The 16,434-nt window shown below is 52.3% G+C and carries 14 protein-coding genes and 1 pseudogene; 11 read left to right on the top strand and 4 right to left on the bottom strand.

All coding sequences use genetic code 11. The annotated features are described in order from the left end of the window. Positions 1-5: 5 nt before the first annotated feature. Together pcp and nei are read left to right on the top strand one after the other, a co-directional pair. Positions 6-650 carry a pyroglutamyl-peptidase I gene (pcp, locus tag OGY18_RS16035; protein WP_003831398.1) on the top strand — a complete coding sequence of 215 codons (645 nt, stop codon included), beginning with the start codon at positions 6-8 and terminating at the stop codon, positions 648-650. Positions 651-664: 14 nt separating this feature from the next. Then, positions 665-1,456 carry an endonuclease VIII gene (nei, locus tag OGY18_RS16030; protein WP_148362252.1) on the top strand — a complete coding sequence of 264 codons (792 nt, stop codon included), beginning with the start codon at positions 665-667 and terminating at the stop codon, positions 1,454-1,456. Here the strand turns inward: nei and OGY18_RS16025 are convergent. From OGY18_RS16025 to OGY18_RS16015, 3 genes and pseudogenes are all read right to left on the bottom strand, one after another. Continuing rightward, on the bottom strand, positions 1,453-2,499 hold the full coding sequence (locus tag OGY18_RS16025; protein ID WP_149281361.1) for an AbrB family transcriptional regulator: 1,047 nt from the start codon (positions 2,497-2,499) through the stop codon (positions 1,453-1,455). The genes nei and OGY18_RS16025 overlap by 4 nt on opposite strands. A 175-nt stretch (positions 2,500-2,674) precedes the next feature. Beyond that, positions 2,675-3,958 carry a citrate synthase gene (locus OGY18_RS16020; protein WP_003022909.1) on the bottom strand — a complete coding sequence of 428 codons (1,284 nt, stop codon included), beginning with the start codon at positions 3,956-3,958 and terminating at the stop codon, positions 2,675-2,677. A gap of 203 nt (positions 3,959-4,161) precedes the next feature. Further along, positions 4,162-4,272: pseudogene (locus OGY18_RS16015) on the bottom strand (hypothetical protein). A 383-nt stretch (positions 4,273-4,655) separates the two neighbouring features. Here OGY18_RS16015 and sdhC point away from each other — a divergent pair. The 9 genes from sdhC to OGY18_RS15970 all read left to right on the top strand — a co-directional run bounded on the left by sdhC (position 4,656) and on the right by OGY18_RS15970 (position 15,535). Next, positions 4,656-5,060: a succinate dehydrogenase cytochrome b556 subunit gene (gene sdhC, locus OGY18_RS16010; protein ID WP_003831406.1), complete on the top strand. Its 405-nt coding sequence runs from the start codon at positions 4,656-4,658 to the stop codon at positions 5,058-5,060. Further along, positions 5,054-5,401 (top strand): succinate dehydrogenase membrane anchor subunit, encoded by a 348-nt coding sequence (gene sdhD / locus OGY18_RS16005; RefSeq protein ID WP_003831408.1) that lies wholly within the window; start codon positions 5,054-5,056, stop codon positions 5,399-5,401. The genes sdhC and sdhD overlap by 7 nt, the downstream gene beginning before the upstream one ends. Continuing rightward, positions 5,401-7,167, top strand: a complete 1,767-nt coding sequence (gene sdhA / locus OGY18_RS16000; protein WP_003831409.1) for a succinate dehydrogenase flavoprotein subunit — start codon at positions 5,401-5,403, stop codon at positions 7,165-7,167. The genes sdhD and sdhA overlap by 1 nt, the downstream gene beginning before the upstream one ends. Positions 7,168-7,182: 15 nt before the next feature. Then, entirely contained in the window at positions 7,183-7,899 is a 717-nt protein-coding gene (gene sdhB / locus OGY18_RS15995) for a succinate dehydrogenase iron-sulfur subunit SdhB (RefSeq protein ID WP_003022921.1), read from the top strand. A 265-nt stretch (positions 7,900-8,164) separates the two neighbouring features. Beyond that, complete coding sequence (gene sucA / locus OGY18_RS15990) at positions 8,165-10,966, top strand: 2-oxoglutarate dehydrogenase E1 component (RefSeq protein ID WP_003831411.1); 2,802 nt, start codon at positions 8,165-8,167, stop codon at positions 10,964-10,966. A 14-nt stretch (positions 10,967-10,980) separates the two neighbouring features. Beyond that, positions 10,981-12,204 (top strand): 2-oxoglutarate dehydrogenase complex dihydrolipoyllysine-residue succinyltransferase, encoded by a 1,224-nt coding sequence (gene odhB, locus OGY18_RS15985; protein WP_003022925.1) that lies wholly within the window; start codon positions 10,981-10,983, stop codon positions 12,202-12,204. A gap of 90 nt (positions 12,205-12,294) precedes the next feature. Next, positions 12,295-13,461, top strand: a complete 1,167-nt coding sequence (sucC, locus tag OGY18_RS15980; RefSeq protein WP_003022927.1) for an ADP-forming succinate--CoA ligase subunit beta — start codon at positions 12,295-12,297, stop codon at positions 13,459-13,461. Next, on the top strand, positions 13,461-14,330 hold the full coding sequence (gene sucD / locus OGY18_RS15975; protein WP_003022929.1) for a succinate--CoA ligase subunit alpha: 870 nt from the start codon (positions 13,461-13,463) through the stop codon (positions 14,328-14,330). The genes sucC and sucD overlap by 1 nt, the downstream gene beginning before the upstream one ends. 311 nt (positions 14,331-14,641) lie before the next feature. Then, positions 14,642-15,535, top strand: coding sequence for a PocR ligand-binding domain-containing protein (locus OGY18_RS15970; RefSeq protein WP_126955836.1), 894 nt, complete (start codon positions 14,642-14,644; stop codon positions 15,533-15,535). Here OGY18_RS15970 and cobA read toward each other — a convergent pair. Further along, a complete protein-coding gene (cobA, locus tag OGY18_RS15965; RefSeq protein WP_003831416.1) occupies positions 15,514-16,302 on the bottom strand; it encodes a uroporphyrinogen-III C-methyltransferase in 789 nt (262 codons plus the stop codon). The two genes, OGY18_RS15970 and cobA, sit on opposite strands and share 22 nt — an antisense overlap. Positions 16,303-16,434: the final 132 nt, after the last annotated feature.

The raw sequence follows: 16,434 nt of genomic DNA, 5'->3' as shown, positions 1-16,434 counted from the left end.
GAAGGATGAAAACAGTACTCATCACGGGATTTGAACCCTTTGGCGGCGAGTCAGTTAACCCTTCCTGGGAAGTGGTCTCGAGCCTCGACAATGCTATTATCGGCGGATGCCGCGTTATTGCCCGCCAACTACCGTGTGTCTTTGGCGAGTCTCTCGCTGTACTCAATGCCGCGATTGACGCGTTGTCGCCATCACTTGTGCTGGCGGTGGGGCAGGCGGGTGGTCGCACGGATATCACCGTGGAACGCGTGGCGATTAACGTTGACGATGCGCGTATTGCGGATAACCAGGGGCAACAGCCGGTCGATGTGCCGATTGTAGTCGATGGCCCGGCGGCATGGTTTAGTACGTTGCCGATTAAAGCGATGGTTGTCGCCATGCGCAACGCGGGAATACCGGCCTCGGTTTCCCAGACTGCGGGTACTTTCGTGTGTAACCACGTGATGTATGGCCTGCTGCATAAACTACGCGACGTACCGGCGGTGAAGGGCGGCTTTATTCATATCCCTTATTTGCCGCAACAGGCTGCACAGCATCCCGGGGCGCCAAGTATGGCGACAGAAACGGTGCGCCGTGCGCTGGAGATTGCGATTGCCACCGCCTTGCAAGTGGAAAGCGATATCGCAGTGACGGGCGGCGCAACACATTAACAAAGGAAAGTATTATGCCTGAAGGCCCGGAGATCCGCCGCGCGGCGGATAACCTGGAGGCGGCAGTCAAAGGCAAACCCCTGACGGATGTCTGGTTTGCCTTTGAGCAGTTAAAACCGTATCAATCTCAACTGATTGGGCAACGTGTAACCCAGCTTGAAACGCGGGGGAAAGCATTACTGACTCATTTTTCTAATGGCCTGACGCTGTACAGTCACAATCAGCTCTATGGCGTGTGGCGAGTGGTGGATACAGGCAAAATTCCGCAAACTTCGCGGGTACTGCGTGTCAGGCTGCAGACACACGACAAAACTATTCTGCTCTATAGCGCGTCTGATATCGAAATGCTGACGCCAGAACAGCTTTCCGCCCACCCGTTTCTGCAACGGGTAGGGCCGGATGTACTGGATTTGCGTTTAACGCCCGATGAGGTTAAAGCGCGTCTGTTATCTCCGCGTTTTCGCAACCGCCAGTTTTCTGGTCTGCTACTGGACCAGGCGTTTCTGGCGGGATTAGGTAACTACCTGCGGGTAGAGATCCTTTGGCAGGTCGGGTTGACCGGGCAGCATAAAGCGTCGCAGCTTAGTGATGAGCAACTGGATAAACTGGCACATGCGCTGCTTGATATTCCGCGGCTGTCTTATACTACCCGTGGCCTGGTCGATGAGAATAAACATCACGGTGCGTTGTTTCGCTTTAAGGTCTTTCATCGGGACGGCGAAACCTGTGAGCGTTGTGGTGGAATAATCGAGAAAACGATGCTCTCTTCGCGCCCCTTTTACTGGTGTCCGGGTTGTCAGCACTAAGCGGGTTGTTTTGGTGCGTGCACCGAAATAAAACGTGCGACTGCGGGGCCAGTTAACAAAATGCTGAACAGTCGCAGGGTTTGCATCGCCATGATGAGCGCCATATCTGCGTGGCTTCCTGCGGCGATCACCGCAACAGAATCCACTCCTCCAGGACTGGTTGCCAGATAGGCAGTGAGAAAGTCGATCTGCATGTAATGCGCCAGTCCCCAGGCCATGGCGGCGCAGATCGCCATCAGTGAAAAAATGGACAACAGGATCTGTGGCAGTGGTCGTAATGCCATCAAAAAGATCTGCTTGTCAAAGCCAAGACCGATTTGCCAGCCAATTGACATGTAGGCTATTGCCAGTAGCCATTCCGGCAGTTCAATCACCATCACTCCGCTTGCATTCAGCATGGCACCCACCAGCATTGGCAATAGCATAACGCCAGAGGGAATACGCAGTAGGCGTCCAGCCGTGCCGGCAACGGCGGCCAGCATCAGAGTGTTGAAAAGATTGCCGCTTAGCGGCGGAAACCAGATGATTTGTTCACTGATCGTTTGGGCCTGGTCACCCATCACCAGCCGGGTGACCAGCGCAGCCGCGCCGACCACCAGCAGTACGCGCAGATACTGCATAAATGCCACCAGCCGGATGTCGGCTCCATAATCCTGGGCCATTGCGACCATTGCCGCTGCACCGCCTGGCGACGAGCCCCACGCACCGGTATTCCCCGGTAGATTACTGTAGCGAACCAGCAGCCAGCCGATTATCGCGCTGCTGATAAGGGTTGCCAGCAGGATAACAATCACCATCGGCCAGTGGGCTGCAAGGGTTGTAAAGATTGAACCGGTCAGATTTTGGGCAATCATGCAGCCGAGAATCGCCTGTGCGCCAAGAAATGTGCAGCGAGGAGGATGCAGCGAGATGCCGCGCATACTGAAAATGATGCCGACGATCATCGAACCGAGCAGCAAGGGGCCTGGAAGATGGATAAACAGAAAGAGCAGGGAAAGAAGGAGCGATAGCACAAACAACAGGCTCCACTGCAAAACAGGCATCCCATGCTCCTGAGTAAAATGTGAGAAATCTCAGTAAATCATAGAGAAAGCACGATAAGAATAAAATAATGTGGATCAAATAAAAACAGGCCGGACATAGGCATCACTGCTTTATCCGGCCTGGGAGCGTTTATAACTTTAAGCCGGACAAGCGCTAGCGCCATCCGGCAGACAATTAACGCTTAATATCAGACTTAAAATCGCGCTTGTCGTAGCCGGTGTACAGCTGACGCGGACGCGCGATTTTCATGCCGTCGGTGTGCATTTCGTTCCAGTGTGCAATCCAGCCAACGGTACGTGCCATGGCGAAGATCACGGTGAACATGGAGGACGGAATGCCCATCGCTTTCAGGATGATGCCGGAGTAGAAGTCTACGTTCGGGTAGAGTTTCTTCTCGATGAAGTACGGGTCGTTGAGCGCAATGTGCTCAAGTTCCATCGCCACTTCCAGCAGATCATCTTTGGTACCCAGTTCTTTCAGCACTTCGTGGCAGGTTTCACGCATGACGGTAGCGCGCGGGTCATAGTTTTTATAAACACGGTGACCAAAGCCCATCAGGCGGAAGGAATCATTCTTGTCTTTCGCGCGGCGAACAAATTCCGGAATGTGTTTAACAGAGCTGATTTCTTCCAGCATTTTCAGCGCAGCTTCGTTTGCGCCACCGTGAGCCGGTCCCCACAGGGAAGCAATACCGGCTGCGATGCAGGCAAACGGGTTAGCGCCAGAAGAGCCCGCGGTACGTACGGTAGAGGTTGAGGCGTTCTGTTCGTGGTCAGCGTGCAGGATTAAGATACGGTCCATTGCGCGTTCCAGGATAGGATTCACTTCGTATTTTTCGCACGGCGTAGAGAACATCATGTTCAGGAAGTTACCGGCGTAGGAGAGATCGTTACGTGGGTACACGAACGGCTGCCCGATGGAATATTTGTAGCACATCGCTGCCATGGTTGGCATTTTGGACAGCAGGCGGAAGGCGGCGATTTCACGGTGACGCGCGTTGTTTACATCCAGCGAGTCATGATAGAACGCTGCCAGCGCTCCGGTTACACCGCACATAACGGCCATCGGGTGAGAGTCGCGGCGGAAACCGTGGAACAGACGGGTGATCTGCTCGTGGATCATGGTATGGCGAGTGACTGTGGTTTTGAACTCGTCGTACTCTTCCTGCGTCGGTTTTTCGCCGTACAGCAGGATATAACACACTTCCAGATAGTTGGACTCGGTCGCCAACTGGTCAATCGGGAAGCCGCGATGCAGCAAAACACCTTCGTCACCGTCGATGAAAGTAATTTTGGATTCGCAGGATGCGGTAGAGGTGAAACCTGGGTCAAAAGTAAACATCCCTTTTGAGCCAAGGCTACGAATATCAATAACATCTTGACCGAGCGTACCTTTCAGCACATCCAGTTCAATAGCAGCGTCACCATTTAGAGTGATTTTTGCTTTAGTATCAGCCATTTACGGTCTCCTTAGCGCCTTATTGCTTAAGACTGCCGGAACTTAAATTTGCCTTCGTGCATCAATAAACCGTTACCAGTTTGTTATTTGGCTCGCCGCTCTGCGAAAGAGGGGATGACCTGGGTACAGAGCTATGGGCGCTTGCAGGTAAAACGGTCTTTTCATGGCGAATAAACTGCAAATCAAGAACTTAGCAATCCGAATTATTTAACCTGTCTATCACTAATAACTGTCCTGAAGGTATTGGTCAATACTTCCACACTGTTACATAACTAAATCTCCGGTGAAAGAGTGACCCCATAACTTTTACGCATTATATGCTTTTTCTGGTGTTGTTTGTAACAACTTTGTTTAATGATTGTCAAATCAGATGATTAAAAATTAAAATAATGTTGTTATCGTGACCTATGTCACTGTTCGGGATAAAACCCGACAAACTATATGTAGGTTAATTGTAATGATTTTGTGAACGTCCTATACTGCCGCCAGGTCTCCGGAATACCCTGCAATCCCGAGCCAACCAGCGTTGTAACGTGTCGTTTTAGCATCTGGAAGCAGTGTTTTATATGACGCGTAGTTATAGTAAGGACGCTGTCTGACCCGCACGCAGACCGGAGGAAGGAAATCCCGTCGTCTTTCAGGCTACAGGTGTCTTCATCTTCTGTACCCGAAGTCTAAAGGGAATAATAAGAACAGCATGTGGGCGTTATTCATGATAAGAAATGTGAAAAAACAAAGACCTGTCAATCTGGATCTGCAAACGATCCGGTTCCCAATCACGGCGATAGCGTCCATTCTCCATCGCGTATCCGGAGTGATCACCTTCGTGGCGGTCGGGATTCTGTTGTGGTTATTGGGTACCAGCCTTTCCTCCCCTGAAGGTTTCCTCACCGCGTCATCCATTATGAATAACTTCTTTGTAGAGTTAATTCTGTGGGGGATCCTGATTGCGCTGGCATATCACGCCGTAATGGGCATTCGCCATCTGTTGATGGATTTTGGCTATATCGAAGAAACCCTCGAAGCAGGGACACGCTCCGCCAAAATTTGTTTCGTTATCATTGTCGTGCTTTCACTTCTCGCAGGAGTCCTCGTATGGTAAGCAACGCCTCCGCATTAGGACGCAACGGCGTACATGACTTCATTCTGGTCCGTGCTACCGCTATCGTTCTGACGTTATACATCATCTATATGGTCGGTTTCTTCGCCACCAGCGGCGAGCTGACGTATGAAGTCTGGACCGGTTTCTTCTCATCGGCATTCACCAAAGTCTTCACCCTGCTGGCACTTTTCTCCATCTTGATTCATGCCTGGATCGGCATGTGGCAGGTGTTGACCGACTACGTTAAACCTCTGGCTGTGCGCCTGATTCTGCAACTGGCTATCGTCGTTGCGCTGGTGGTTTACGTCATTTATGGATTTGTTGTGGTGTGGGGTGTGTAATGAAACTGCCAGTCAGAGAATTTGATGCTGTTGTGATTGGTGCCGGCGGCGCAGGTATGCGCGCGGCGCTGCAAATTTCCCAGAGCGGTCAGACCTGTGCGCTGCTCTCCAAAGTGTTCCCAACCCGTTCCCATACCGTATCCGCGCAGGGTGGCATCACCGTTGCGCTCGGTAATACCCATGAAGATAACTGGGAATGGCACATGTACGACACCGTTAAAGGGTCGGACTACATTGGTGACCAGGACGCTATTGAATATATGTGTAAAACCGGTCCGGAAGCGATTCTGGAGCTGGACCACATGGGGCTGCCGTTCTCTCGCCTCGACAATGGCACAATTTATCAACGTCCGTTTGGCGGCCAGTCGAAGAACTTCGGCGGCGAGCAGGCGGCTCGTACAGCGGCAGCGGCCGACCGTACCGGTCATGCACTATTGCACACGCTGTATCAGCAGAACCTGAAAAACCATACCACCATCTTCTCCGAGTGGTATGCGCTGGACCTGGTAAAAAACGCCGATGGCGCAGTTGTCGGTTGTACCGCGCTGTGTATCGAAACCGGTGAAGTGGTTTACTTCAAAGCCCGTGCGACCGTGCTGGCGACCGGCGGTGCTGGCCGTATTTATCAGTCCACTACTAATGCCCACATCAATACCGGTGACGGTGTTGGTATGGCTATCCGCGCTGGCGTGCCGGTGCAGGATATGGAGATGTGGCAGTTTCACCCAACCGGTATCGCCGGTGCTGGCGTTCTGGTAACAGAAGGCTGCCGTGGTGAAGGTGGCTACCTGCTGAACAAACACGGTGAGCGCTTCATGGAGCGTTATGCCCCGAATGCGAAAGACCTGGCGGGTCGTGACGTGGTGGCGCGTTCCATCATGATCGAAATTCGCGAAGGTCGCGGCTGCGACGGCCCGTGGGGCCCGCACGCTAAGTTGAAACTCGACCACCTGGGTAAAGAAGTGCTGGAATCCCGCCTGCCGGGCATTCTCGAACTGTCCCGTACCTTTGCTCACGTTGACCCGGTTAAAGAGCCAATCCCGGTTATCCCAACCTGCCACTATATGATGGGCGGTATTCCGACCAAAGTTACTGGTCAGGCGCTGACCGTGAATGAGCAGGGTGAAGATGTGGTGATCCCTGGGCTGTTTGCCGTCGGCGAAATCGCCTGCGTATCGGTTCACGGCGCCAACCGTCTTGGCGGCAACTCGCTGCTGGACCTGGTCGTATTTGGTCGTGCGGTTGGTCTGCACCTGCAGGAATCTATCGCTGAGCAGGGTGACCTGCTGGATGCGACCGAAGATGAAATCGACGCTTCTCTGGCGCGTCTGAACCGCTGGAACGGTAACCGTAACGGTGAAGACCCGGTGGCGATTCGCAAAGCGCTGCAAGAATGTATGCAGCATAACTTCTCGGTATTCCGCGAAGGCGATGCGATGGCGAAAGGTCTGGAAGAGCTGAAAGCGATCCGAGAACGCCTGAAAAATGCCCGTCTGGACGATACCTCCAGCGAGTTCAACACCCAGCGCGTTGAGTGTCTGGAGTTGGATAACCTGATGGAGACCGCGTACGCCACTGCAGTATCTGCAAACTTCCGTACCGAAAGCCGTGGCGCGCATAGCCGCTTCGACTTCCCGGAACGTGATGATGAAAACTGGCTGTGCCATTCCCTGTACCTGCCAGAATCGGAATCCATGACGCGACGTCAAGTCAATATGGAACCGAAGCTGCGCCCGGCATTCCCGCCGAAGATTCGTACTTATTAATGCGGAGACAGGACAATGAAACTCGAGTTTTCAGTTTATCGCTATAACCCGGATGTTGACGACGCTCCGCGCATGCAGGATTACACCCTGGAGGCGGAAGAAGGGCGTGACATGATGCTGCTGGATGCCTTGATGCAGCTGAAAGAAAAAGATCCGTCGCTGTCGTTTCGTCGCTCCTGCCGTGAAGGGGTTTGTGGCTCCGACGGTCTGAATATGAACGGCAAAAATGGACTGGCCTGTATCACTCCTATTTCTGCGCTGAATCAGCCGGGCAAAAAAATTGTCATTCGCCCGCTGCCGGGTTTACCGGTTGTGCGCGATTTGGTGGTAGACATGGGGCAATTCTACGCACAGTATGAGAAGATTAAGCCTTACTTGTTGAATAATGGGAAAAATCCGCCAGCTCGTGAGCATTTACAAATGCCAGAGCAGCGTGAGAAGCTCGATGGGCTGTATGAATGTATTTTGTGTGCATGCTGCTCAACGTCCTGCCCATCATTCTGGTGGAACCCGGACAAGTTTATTGGCCCGGCAGGCCTGCTGGCAGCGTATCGCTTCTTAATTGATAGCCGCGATACCGAGACCGACAGCCGCCTGGAAGGTTTAAGTGACGCTTTCAGCGTATTCCGCTGCCATAGCATCATGAACTGCGTCAGCGTATGTCCGAAAGGACTGAACCCGACGCGTGCCATCGGCCATATTAAGTCGATGCTGCTCAAACGTAGTGCGTAAGTTGTTGTAGTGGTTGCCGGATGGCGACGTAGCGTCTTATCCGGCCTACGGGTTATGTACCTTGTAGGCCTGATAAGTGAAGCGCCATCAGGCAATATAAGTGCAGGAAACCTCTAAAAACTGCCACATTATTAGACAGTTTTTAAAGGTTCCTTAGCGGACGCAGAAAACACGACAGTCCGCAACAAGTGAACCCCGGCACGCACATCGGTGTGCGTGGTAGTATCCACGGCGAAGTAAGCATACAAATGCTTAAGGGATCACGATGCAGAACAGCGCTTTGAAAGCCTGGTTGGACTCTTCTTACCTCTCTGGTTCAAACCAGAGCTGGATAGAACAGCTCTATGAAGACTTCTTAACCGACCCTGACTCGGTAGATGCTAACTGGCGTTCGACGTTCCAGCAGTTACCTGGTACCGGAGTCAAACCGGATCAACTCCACTCAAAAACACGTGATTATTTCCGTCGACAGGCGTTGATTACCCCACGTTACTCTTCTTCTATTTCCGACCCTGATGCCAATGTGAAGCAGGTTAAAGTCCTGCAGCTCATTAACGCCTATCGTTTCCGCGGTCATCAGCATGCGAATCTCGATCCGCTGGGACTGTGGCAACAAGAAAATGTGGCCGATCTGGACCCGTCTTTCCACGATCTGACCGATGCGGATTTCCAGGAAAGCTTTAACGTAGGTTCTTTTGCCGGCGGCAAAGACACCATGAAGCTGAGCGACCTGGTTGTCGCGCTGAAACAAACCTACTGCGGCCCAATTGGCGCCGAGTATATGCACATCACCAGCACCGAAGAAAAACGCTGGCTTCAGCAGCGTATCGAGTCTGGCCGTGCCGCATTCAGTAGCGAAGAGAAGAAACGCTTCCTTAGCGAACTGACTGCAGCAGAAGGTCTGGAACGCTACCTGGGCGCTAAGTTCCCGGGCGCAAAACGCTTCTCGCTGGAAGGCGGTGATGCGTTAATCCCAATGCTCAAAGAGATGATCCGCCACGCCGGTAACAGCGGTACCCGTGAAGTGGTACTGGGCATGGCGCACCGTGGTCGTCTGAACGTTCTGGTTAACGTACTGGGCAAACGCCCGCAGGAACTGTTCGACGAATTTGCGGGCAAACATAAAGAACACCTCGGCACCGGTGACGTGAAGTACCATATGGGCTTCTCGTCTGATATCGAAACCGAAGGCGGCCTGGTACACCTGGCGCTGGCGTTTAACCCGTCGCACCTGGAAATCGTTAGCCCGGTAGTTATCGGTTCCGTACGTGCACGTCTGGATCGTCTGGACGAGCCGAGCAGCAATAAAGTCCTGCCAATCACCATTCACGGTGATGCGGCAGTTACCGGGCAGGGCGTGGTTCAGGAAACCCTGAACATGTCGAAAGCGCGTGGTTACGAAGTGGGCGGTACTGTTCGCATCGTTATCAACAACCAGGTGGGCTTCACTACGTCTAACCCGCTGGATGCGCGTTCTACACCGTACTGTACCGACATCGGTAAGATGGTTCAGGCGCCGATTTTCCACGTGAACGCGGATGACCCGGAAGCGGTCGCTTTCGTGACCCGCCTGGCGCTGGATTTCCGTAATACCTTTAAACGCGATGTCTTCATCGATCTGGTGTGCTACCGCCGTCACGGCCACAACGAAGCCGACGAGCCGAGCGCAACCCAGCCGCTGATGTATCAGAAAATCAAAAAGCATCCGACCCCGCGCAAAATCTACGCTGATAAGCTGGAAGCGGACAAGGTCGCCACGCTGGAAGATGCGACTGAAATGGTCAATCTGTACCGTGACGCGCTGGATGCTGGCGAATGCGTAGTGAAAGAGTGGCGTCCAATGAACATGCACTCCTTCACCTGGTCGCCGTACCTCAACCACGAGTGGGATGAAAACTACCCGAACAAAGTTGAGATGAAGCGTCTGCAGGAGCTGGCAAAACGCATCAGCACTGTACCTGAAGCGGTTGAAATGCAGTCGCGTGTTGCCAAGATTTACGGCGACCGTCAGGCCATGGCCGCAGGCGAGAAGCTGTTTGACTGGGGTGGTGCAGAGAATCTGGCTTACGCCACGCTGGTTGACGAAGGCATTCCGGTTCGTCTGTCTGGTGAAGACTCCGGTCGCGGAACCTTCTTCCACCGTCACGCGGTAATTCATAACCAGGCCAACGGTTCAACCTACACTCCGCTGCAGCATGTGCATAACGGACAAGGCACCTTCCGCGTATGGGACTCCGTACTGTCTGAAGAAGCCGTGCTGGCGTTCGAGTACGGTTATGCCACAGCAGAACCGCGCACGCTAACCATCTGGGAAGCACAGTTCGGCGACTTCGCCAACGGTGCGCAGGTCGTTATCGACCAGTTCATCTCTTCCGGTGAGCAGAAATGGGGCCGTATGTGCGGTCTGGTTATGCTGCTGCCGCACGGCTATGAAGGTCAGGGTCCGGAGCACTCCTCCGCGCGTCTGGAACGTTATCTGCAACTTTGCGCTGAGCAAAACATGCAGGTTTGCGTCCCGTCTACCCCGGCGCAGGTTTACCACATGCTGCGTCGTCAGGCGCTGCGAGGTATGCGTCGTCCGCTGGTGGTGATGTCACCGAAGTCGCTGCTGCGTCATCCGCTGGCGGTGTCTACGCTGGACGAACTGGCAAATGGTACTTTCCTGCCAGCCATTGGCGAAGTAGATGAACTTGATCCTAAAGGCGTGAAGCGTGTCGTGATGTGTTCTGGTAAGGTTTATTACGACCTGCTGGAGCAACGCCGCAAGAACGACCAAAAAGATGTCGCCATTGTGCGCATCGAACAGCTCTATCCGTTCCCGCATAAAGCGGTGCAGGAAGCGCTGAAACCATTTGCTCACGTACATGATTTTGTCTGGTGCCAGGAAGAGCCGCTCAACCAGGGCGCATGGTACTGCAGCCAGCATCATTTCCGTGAAGTAATTCCATTTGGGTCAGCTCTGCGTTATGCAGGTCGCCCGGCCTCTGCCTCTCCGGCAGTAGGGTATATGTCCGTTCACCAGAAGCAGCAACAAGATCTGGTAAATGACGCGCTGAACGTCGATTAAATAAAGGATAAATAATGAGTAGCGTAGATATTCTTGTTCCCGACCTGCCTGAATCCGTAGCGGATGCAACGGTTGCAACCTGGCACAAAAAACCGGGCGATGCAGTACGTCGTGATGAAGTACTGGTAGAAATCGAAACTGACAAAGTGGTACTGGAAGTACCGGCATCAGCGGACGGTATTCTTGATGCGGTTCTGGAAGATGAAGGGACAACCGTCACTTCTCGCCAGATCCTCGGTCGCCTGCGTGAAGGCAATAGCACCGGTAAAGAAACCAGTGCTAAGTCTGAAGAGAAAGATTCTACTCCGGCACAGCGCCAGCAGGCGTCTCTTGCTGAGCAGAACAACGATGCCCTGAGCCCGGCGATCCGTCGCCTGCTGGGTGAGCATAACCTCGAAGCCAGCGCTATCAACGGCACCGGTGTCGGCGGTCGTATCACCCGTGAAGATGTTGAAAAACATCTGGCGAAAGCTCCGGCTGCGAAAGCCGAAGCAAAAGCCCCGGCTGCAGCACCTGCACCGCAGGCTCAACTGGGCGCGCGTGGCGAAAAACGTGTTCCGATGACTCGTCTGCGCAAACGCGTAGCCGAGCGTCTGCTGGAAGCGAAAAATTCTACCGCCATGCTGACCACGTTCAACGAAGTCAACATGAAGCCAATCATGGACCTGCGTAAGCAATACGGTGATGCGTTCGAGAAACGCCACGGTATCCGTCTGGGCTTTATGTCTTTCTACGTGAAAGCGGTTGTTGAAGCGCTGAAACGCTATCCGGAAGTGAACGCGTCCATCGACGGCGATGACGTGGTTTACCACAACTACTTTGATGTCAGCATGGCGGTCTCCACGCCGCGTGGCCTGGTCACGCCGGTCCTGCGTGATGTGGATCTGCTGGGTATGGCTGACATTGAGAAGAATATTAAAGAACTGGCAGTTAAAGGTCGCGACGGCAAGTTGACGGTCGAAGATCTGACGGGTGGTAACTTCACCATCACTAACGGTGGTGTGTTCGGTTCCCTGATGTCTACGCCGATCATCAACCCACCGCAGAGCGCCATCCTGGGTATGCATGCCATCAAAGATCGTCCGATGGCGGTAGACGGCAAGGTTGAAATCCTGCCGATGATGTATCTGGCGCTGTCTTATGACCACCGTCTGATCGATGGTCGTGAGTCAGTAGGCTTCCTGGTAACCATTAAAGAGTTGCTGGAAGATCCAACGCGTCTGCTGCTGGACGTGTAGTTAATAAGAGTATCACCTGCCCCGTAGGTCTGGACGCTTATCAGACCTACGGGTAAAAGATAACGATTACCTGAAGGATGGACAGAACACATGAACTTACATGAATATCAGGCAAAACAACTTTTTGCCCGCTATGGCTTACCGGCACCGGTGGGTTATGCCTGTACTACTCCGCGTGAAGCCGAAGAAGCTGCATCTAAAATCGGTGCTGGCCCGTGGGTAGTGAAATGTCAGGTTCACGCTGGTGGCCGTGGTAAAGCGGGCGGTGTGAAGGTGGTAAACAGCAAAGAAGACATTCGCGCTTTTGCTGAACACTGGCTGGGTAAACGTCTGGTCACTTACCAGACAGACGCTCATGGCCAACCGGTAAATCAGATTCTGGTTGAAGCCGCGACCGACATTGGTAAAGAACTTTACCTCGGCGCAGTTGTTGACCGTAGCTCCCGTCGCGTGGTCTTCATGGCCTCTACCGAAGGCGGCGTGGAAATCGAAAAAGTGGCGGAAGAAACCCCGCATCTGATCCACAAAGTGGCGCTCGATCCGCTTGCAGGCCCGATGCCCTACCAGGGGCGTGAGCTGGCGTTCAAACTGGGTCTGGAAGGTAAACAGGTTCAGCAGTTCACCAAGATCTTCATGGGTCTGGCGACTATCTTCCTGGAGCGCGATCTGGCGCTGATCGAAATCAACCCGCTGGTGGTGACCAAGCAGGGTGACCTGATCTGCCTCGACGGCAAACTGGGCGCTGACGGCAACGCACTGTTCCGCCAGGCTGACCTGCGCGAAATGCGCGACCAGTCTCAGGAAGATCCGCGTGAAGCGCAGGCTGCACAGTGGGAACTGAACTACGTTGCGCTGGACGGCAACATCGGTTGTATGGTTAACGGTGCGGGCCTGGCAATGGGCACCATGGACATCGTTAAGCTGCACGGCGGCGAACCGGCTAACTTCCTCGACGTTGGCGGCGGTGCGACCAAAGAGCGTGTAACCGAAGCGTTCAAAATTATCCTCTCTGATGACAATGTTAAAGCCGTACTGGTTAACATCTTCGGCGGTATCGTACGTTGCGACCTGATCGCTGACGGTATCATCGGCGCGGTAGCAGAAGTAGGCGTAAACGTTCCGGTCGTGGTACGTCTGGAAGGTAACAACGCTGAACTCGGCGCGAAAAAACTGGCTGATAGCGGCCTGAATATTATTGCAGCGAAAAGTCTGACGGATGCAGCTCAGCAGGTTGTTGCCGCAGTGGAGGGGAAATAATGTCAGTTTTAATTAATAAAGATACCAAGGTTATCTGCCAGGGCTTCACCGGTAGCCAGGGGACATTCCACTCTGAACAAGCGATCGCTTACGGTACGCAAATGGTCGGTGGCGTTACGCCGGGCAAAGGCGGCACCACGCATCTGGGTCTGCCAGTGTTCAACACCGTACGTGAAGCAGTAGAAGCGACCGGCGCAACCGCCACCGTTATCTACGTTCCGGCGCCATTCTGCAAAGACTCCATCCTGGAAGCAATTGATGCAGGCATCAAGCTTATCATCACCATCACCGAAGGTATCCCAACGCTGGATATGCTGACCGTGAAAGTGAAGCTGGATGAAGCTGGCGTACGCATGATCGGCCCGAACTGCCCAGGCGTTATCACTCCGGGTGAATGTAAAATCGGTATCATGCCGGGCCACATTCACAAGCCGGGTAAAGTGGGTATCGTTTCCCGTTCAGGTACCCTGACCTATGAAGCGGTTAAGCAGACCACCGACTATGGTTTCGGCCAGTCTACCTGTGTAGGCATCGGTGGTGACCCGATCCCAGGCTCTAACTTCATCGACATCCTGAAGCTGTTCCAGGAAGATCCGCAGACTGAAGCGATCGTCATGATCGGTGAGATCGGCGGTAGCGCGGAAGAAGAAGCGGCTGCTTACATCAAAGATCATGTAACCAAGCCGGTTGTAGGTTACATCGCGGGTGTGACTGCGCCGAAAGGTAAGCGTATGGGTCACGCGGGTGCGATCATCGCGGGTGGTAAAGGTACAGCGGATGAGAAATTCGCTGCGCTGGAAGCTGCAGGCGTGAAAACTGTTCGTAGCCTGGCCGATATCGGCGAAGCGCTGAAAACCGTTATTAAGTAAGAAATAAAAAAACAGCCCTGACTCTCTGCATAGTCAAGGGCTGGTCCCGTTTCGACATGGTTGGCCATCTGATGATGGCCTTTTTTATGTCTGCAATTCATCTTTTGTCTGTGCGTTATTTTTATAACCTGCTTAAAGCTATACGATTTTTCTTCTGTAGGTAATAACCATCATGGCATTCAATATTTATCTTGCAATTTGATCATAATCATCTGCATAAATGAGATTATTTTTTGCGGTGAGCATCATTCTTTCTCCTGATGAAATTCTGCATATTACCGGCTTTAATTTCATTAATGCCGGAGGATACCGTGTCGTTGAAAATCCAGGATGATTACCTACAACGTTTTTTCTCGATAGCAAAAGTATTCTCCAGTGCGACTGGATTAGCCACTGTTGTGGTTGATGTTAGCGGAAAAACTCTCTCGGATTGCCATAACTTTAATTCGTTCTGCACATTAATGCGGGCGGATGAACGCTATTGTGTGAGTTGCCAAAAGTGCGACAAGTATTGTGCTTTTGAAGGATTAAAACACCTTAAACCCAGAATACTCAGCTGTCACGCAGGGCTAAGTCTGTTTTCTATGCCATTAATTCGCGAGGGGCATCTGTACGGTTTTATGCTCTGTGGGCAGGTGCGGGCAAAATATCAGGAATATAAAACTATCGTTATTGATAATGAATGCTCATGGATGGATGAACCAAAAATAAAAGCTGAATGGAGTCAGGTAGCGGTAGTAGATAATAATGCGCTGGTGGCATCAGCTAATTTATTAAGTTTTATTGTTGATAATTTCGAGACAGAACAGCAGCAATCGGATGAGTTTGTTATTCCGCCGACCAGTTACACGCGTCATTATTTTACAGAACCTTCCCGACACGAAAAAAAGCTTCTGGCAGCGTTGCGTTATATTGATGAGAATTTATATAGTGAATTATCTCTGGAATCCGTAGCGGCTCATGTCTGCTTAAGCGCAAACTATTTCAGCCGTTTTTTTAAGAAACGGCAGGGCGTTAACTTTAAAACCTGGGTGAATCAGAAAAAAATGCAAAAAGCGGGGGAGTTATTGCACGATCCCATTCATTCAATAGACAGCATTGCCCGGAAACTCCAATACGCACAAACCAGTTACTTTTGCCGCGTTTTCCGGGCGGCGCATCAAACGTCGCCCCAGTCTTTTCGTCATGCCAGACTGTCGCAGTAAAGGTTTTCTGGCAGCGTGATGGCTTCAGGGATAAAAGAGAGCCGATCGCTCAGGGTTACCACATCACCAATCACTATCAGCGCAGGGGGGAGGATGTTAGCTTCCTGCGCCTTGCTCAGTAGTGAACCGAGCGTACAGGTCAGTCGGCGTTGGTTATCCCGGGTGGCGGACATAATTAGCGCTGCAGGTGTATCTGCCGATTTTCCACCCATCAATAATTCCTCACAGATAAACGCCAGATTGGCGATACCCATGACGATAACCAGCGTACCATTCAGTTTGGCCAGCTGACGCCAGTCCTGCTGTTGGTTGCCCTCCCGCGTATGACCGGTTACCACGTGAAATCCCGAGGCGAAATCGCGGTGTGTTACCGGAATCCCGGCATAGGTCAGGCCACCAATAGTTGAGCTGATACCCGGCACCACTTCAAACGGGATTCCCGTCTCGACGAGATCCTCAACTTCTTCAGCCCCACGTCCAAAAACATACGGATCGCCGCCTTTCAGACGCACAATATTATTGTGCGTTTGGGCATACTGGACAAGCAGTGCATTGATTTCATCCTGCGGTACACAATGGAAGCCTGGGTTTTTGCCGACATTGATAAGCAGACAATCAGGTAATGCCCATTCCAAAATTTTAGGATTGACCAGCCGATCGTAAATAATGACATCAGCCTGTTTAATGCACATCATTGCTTTGAGGGTAAGTAATGAAATATCACCGGGACCTGCCCCAACGAGCCAGACCTTTCCGAAAGTTTTCACATTGTGTCCTTTATCACATCATTCAAAAAAAGGCAGAAACTACATCAAGGAATGATAAAAAGCAGTCGTTTGCCCGTAAGTTATAACGTGAAATTATCCAAAATTATCGCACTGATAATATTGATTAATCTC

Source organism: Citrobacter sp. Cpo142 (assembly GCF_030332425.1).
Taxonomy (GTDB): Bacteria; Pseudomonadota; Gammaproteobacteria; order Enterobacterales; family Enterobacteriaceae; genus Citrobacter; species Citrobacter portucalensis.
This window is presented reverse-complemented; position numbering and strand designations above follow the sequence as displayed.

Excerpts from the sequence above, each read along its gene's own strand:
- pcp (WP_003831398.1), top strand. The coding sequence starts at position 6 with ATGAAAACAGTACTCATCACGGGATTTGAACCCTTTGGCGGCGAGTCA.
- nei (WP_148362252.1), top strand. The coding sequence starts at position 665 with ATGCCTGAAGGCCCGGAGATCCGCCGCGCGGCGGATAACCTGGAGGCG.
- OGY18_RS16025 (WP_149281361.1), bottom strand. The coding sequence starts at position 2,499 with ATGCCTGTTTTGCAGTGGAGCCTGTTGTTTGTGCTATCGCTCCTTCTT.
- OGY18_RS16020 (WP_003022909.1), bottom strand. The coding sequence starts at position 3,958 with ATGGCTGATACTAAAGCAAAAATCACTCTAAATGGTGACGCTGCTATT.
- sdhC (WP_003831406.1), top strand. The coding sequence starts at position 4,656 with ATGTGGGCGTTATTCATGATAAGAAATGTGAAAAAACAAAGACCTGTC.
- sdhD (WP_003831408.1), top strand. The coding sequence starts at position 5,054 with ATGGTAAGCAACGCCTCCGCATTAGGACGCAACGGCGTACATGACTTC.
- sdhA (WP_003831409.1), top strand. The coding sequence starts at position 5,401 with ATGAAACTGCCAGTCAGAGAATTTGATGCTGTTGTGATTGGTGCCGGC.
- sdhB (WP_003022921.1), top strand. The coding sequence starts at position 7,183 with ATGAAACTCGAGTTTTCAGTTTATCGCTATAACCCGGATGTTGACGAC.
- sucA (WP_003831411.1), top strand. The coding sequence starts at position 8,165 with ATGCAGAACAGCGCTTTGAAAGCCTGGTTGGACTCTTCTTACCTCTCT.
- odhB (WP_003022925.1), top strand. The coding sequence starts at position 10,981 with ATGAGTAGCGTAGATATTCTTGTTCCCGACCTGCCTGAATCCGTAGCG.
- sucC (WP_003022927.1), top strand. The coding sequence starts at position 12,295 with ATGAACTTACATGAATATCAGGCAAAACAACTTTTTGCCCGCTATGGC.
- sucD (WP_003022929.1), top strand. The coding sequence starts at position 13,461 with ATGTCAGTTTTAATTAATAAAGATACCAAGGTTATCTGCCAGGGCTTC.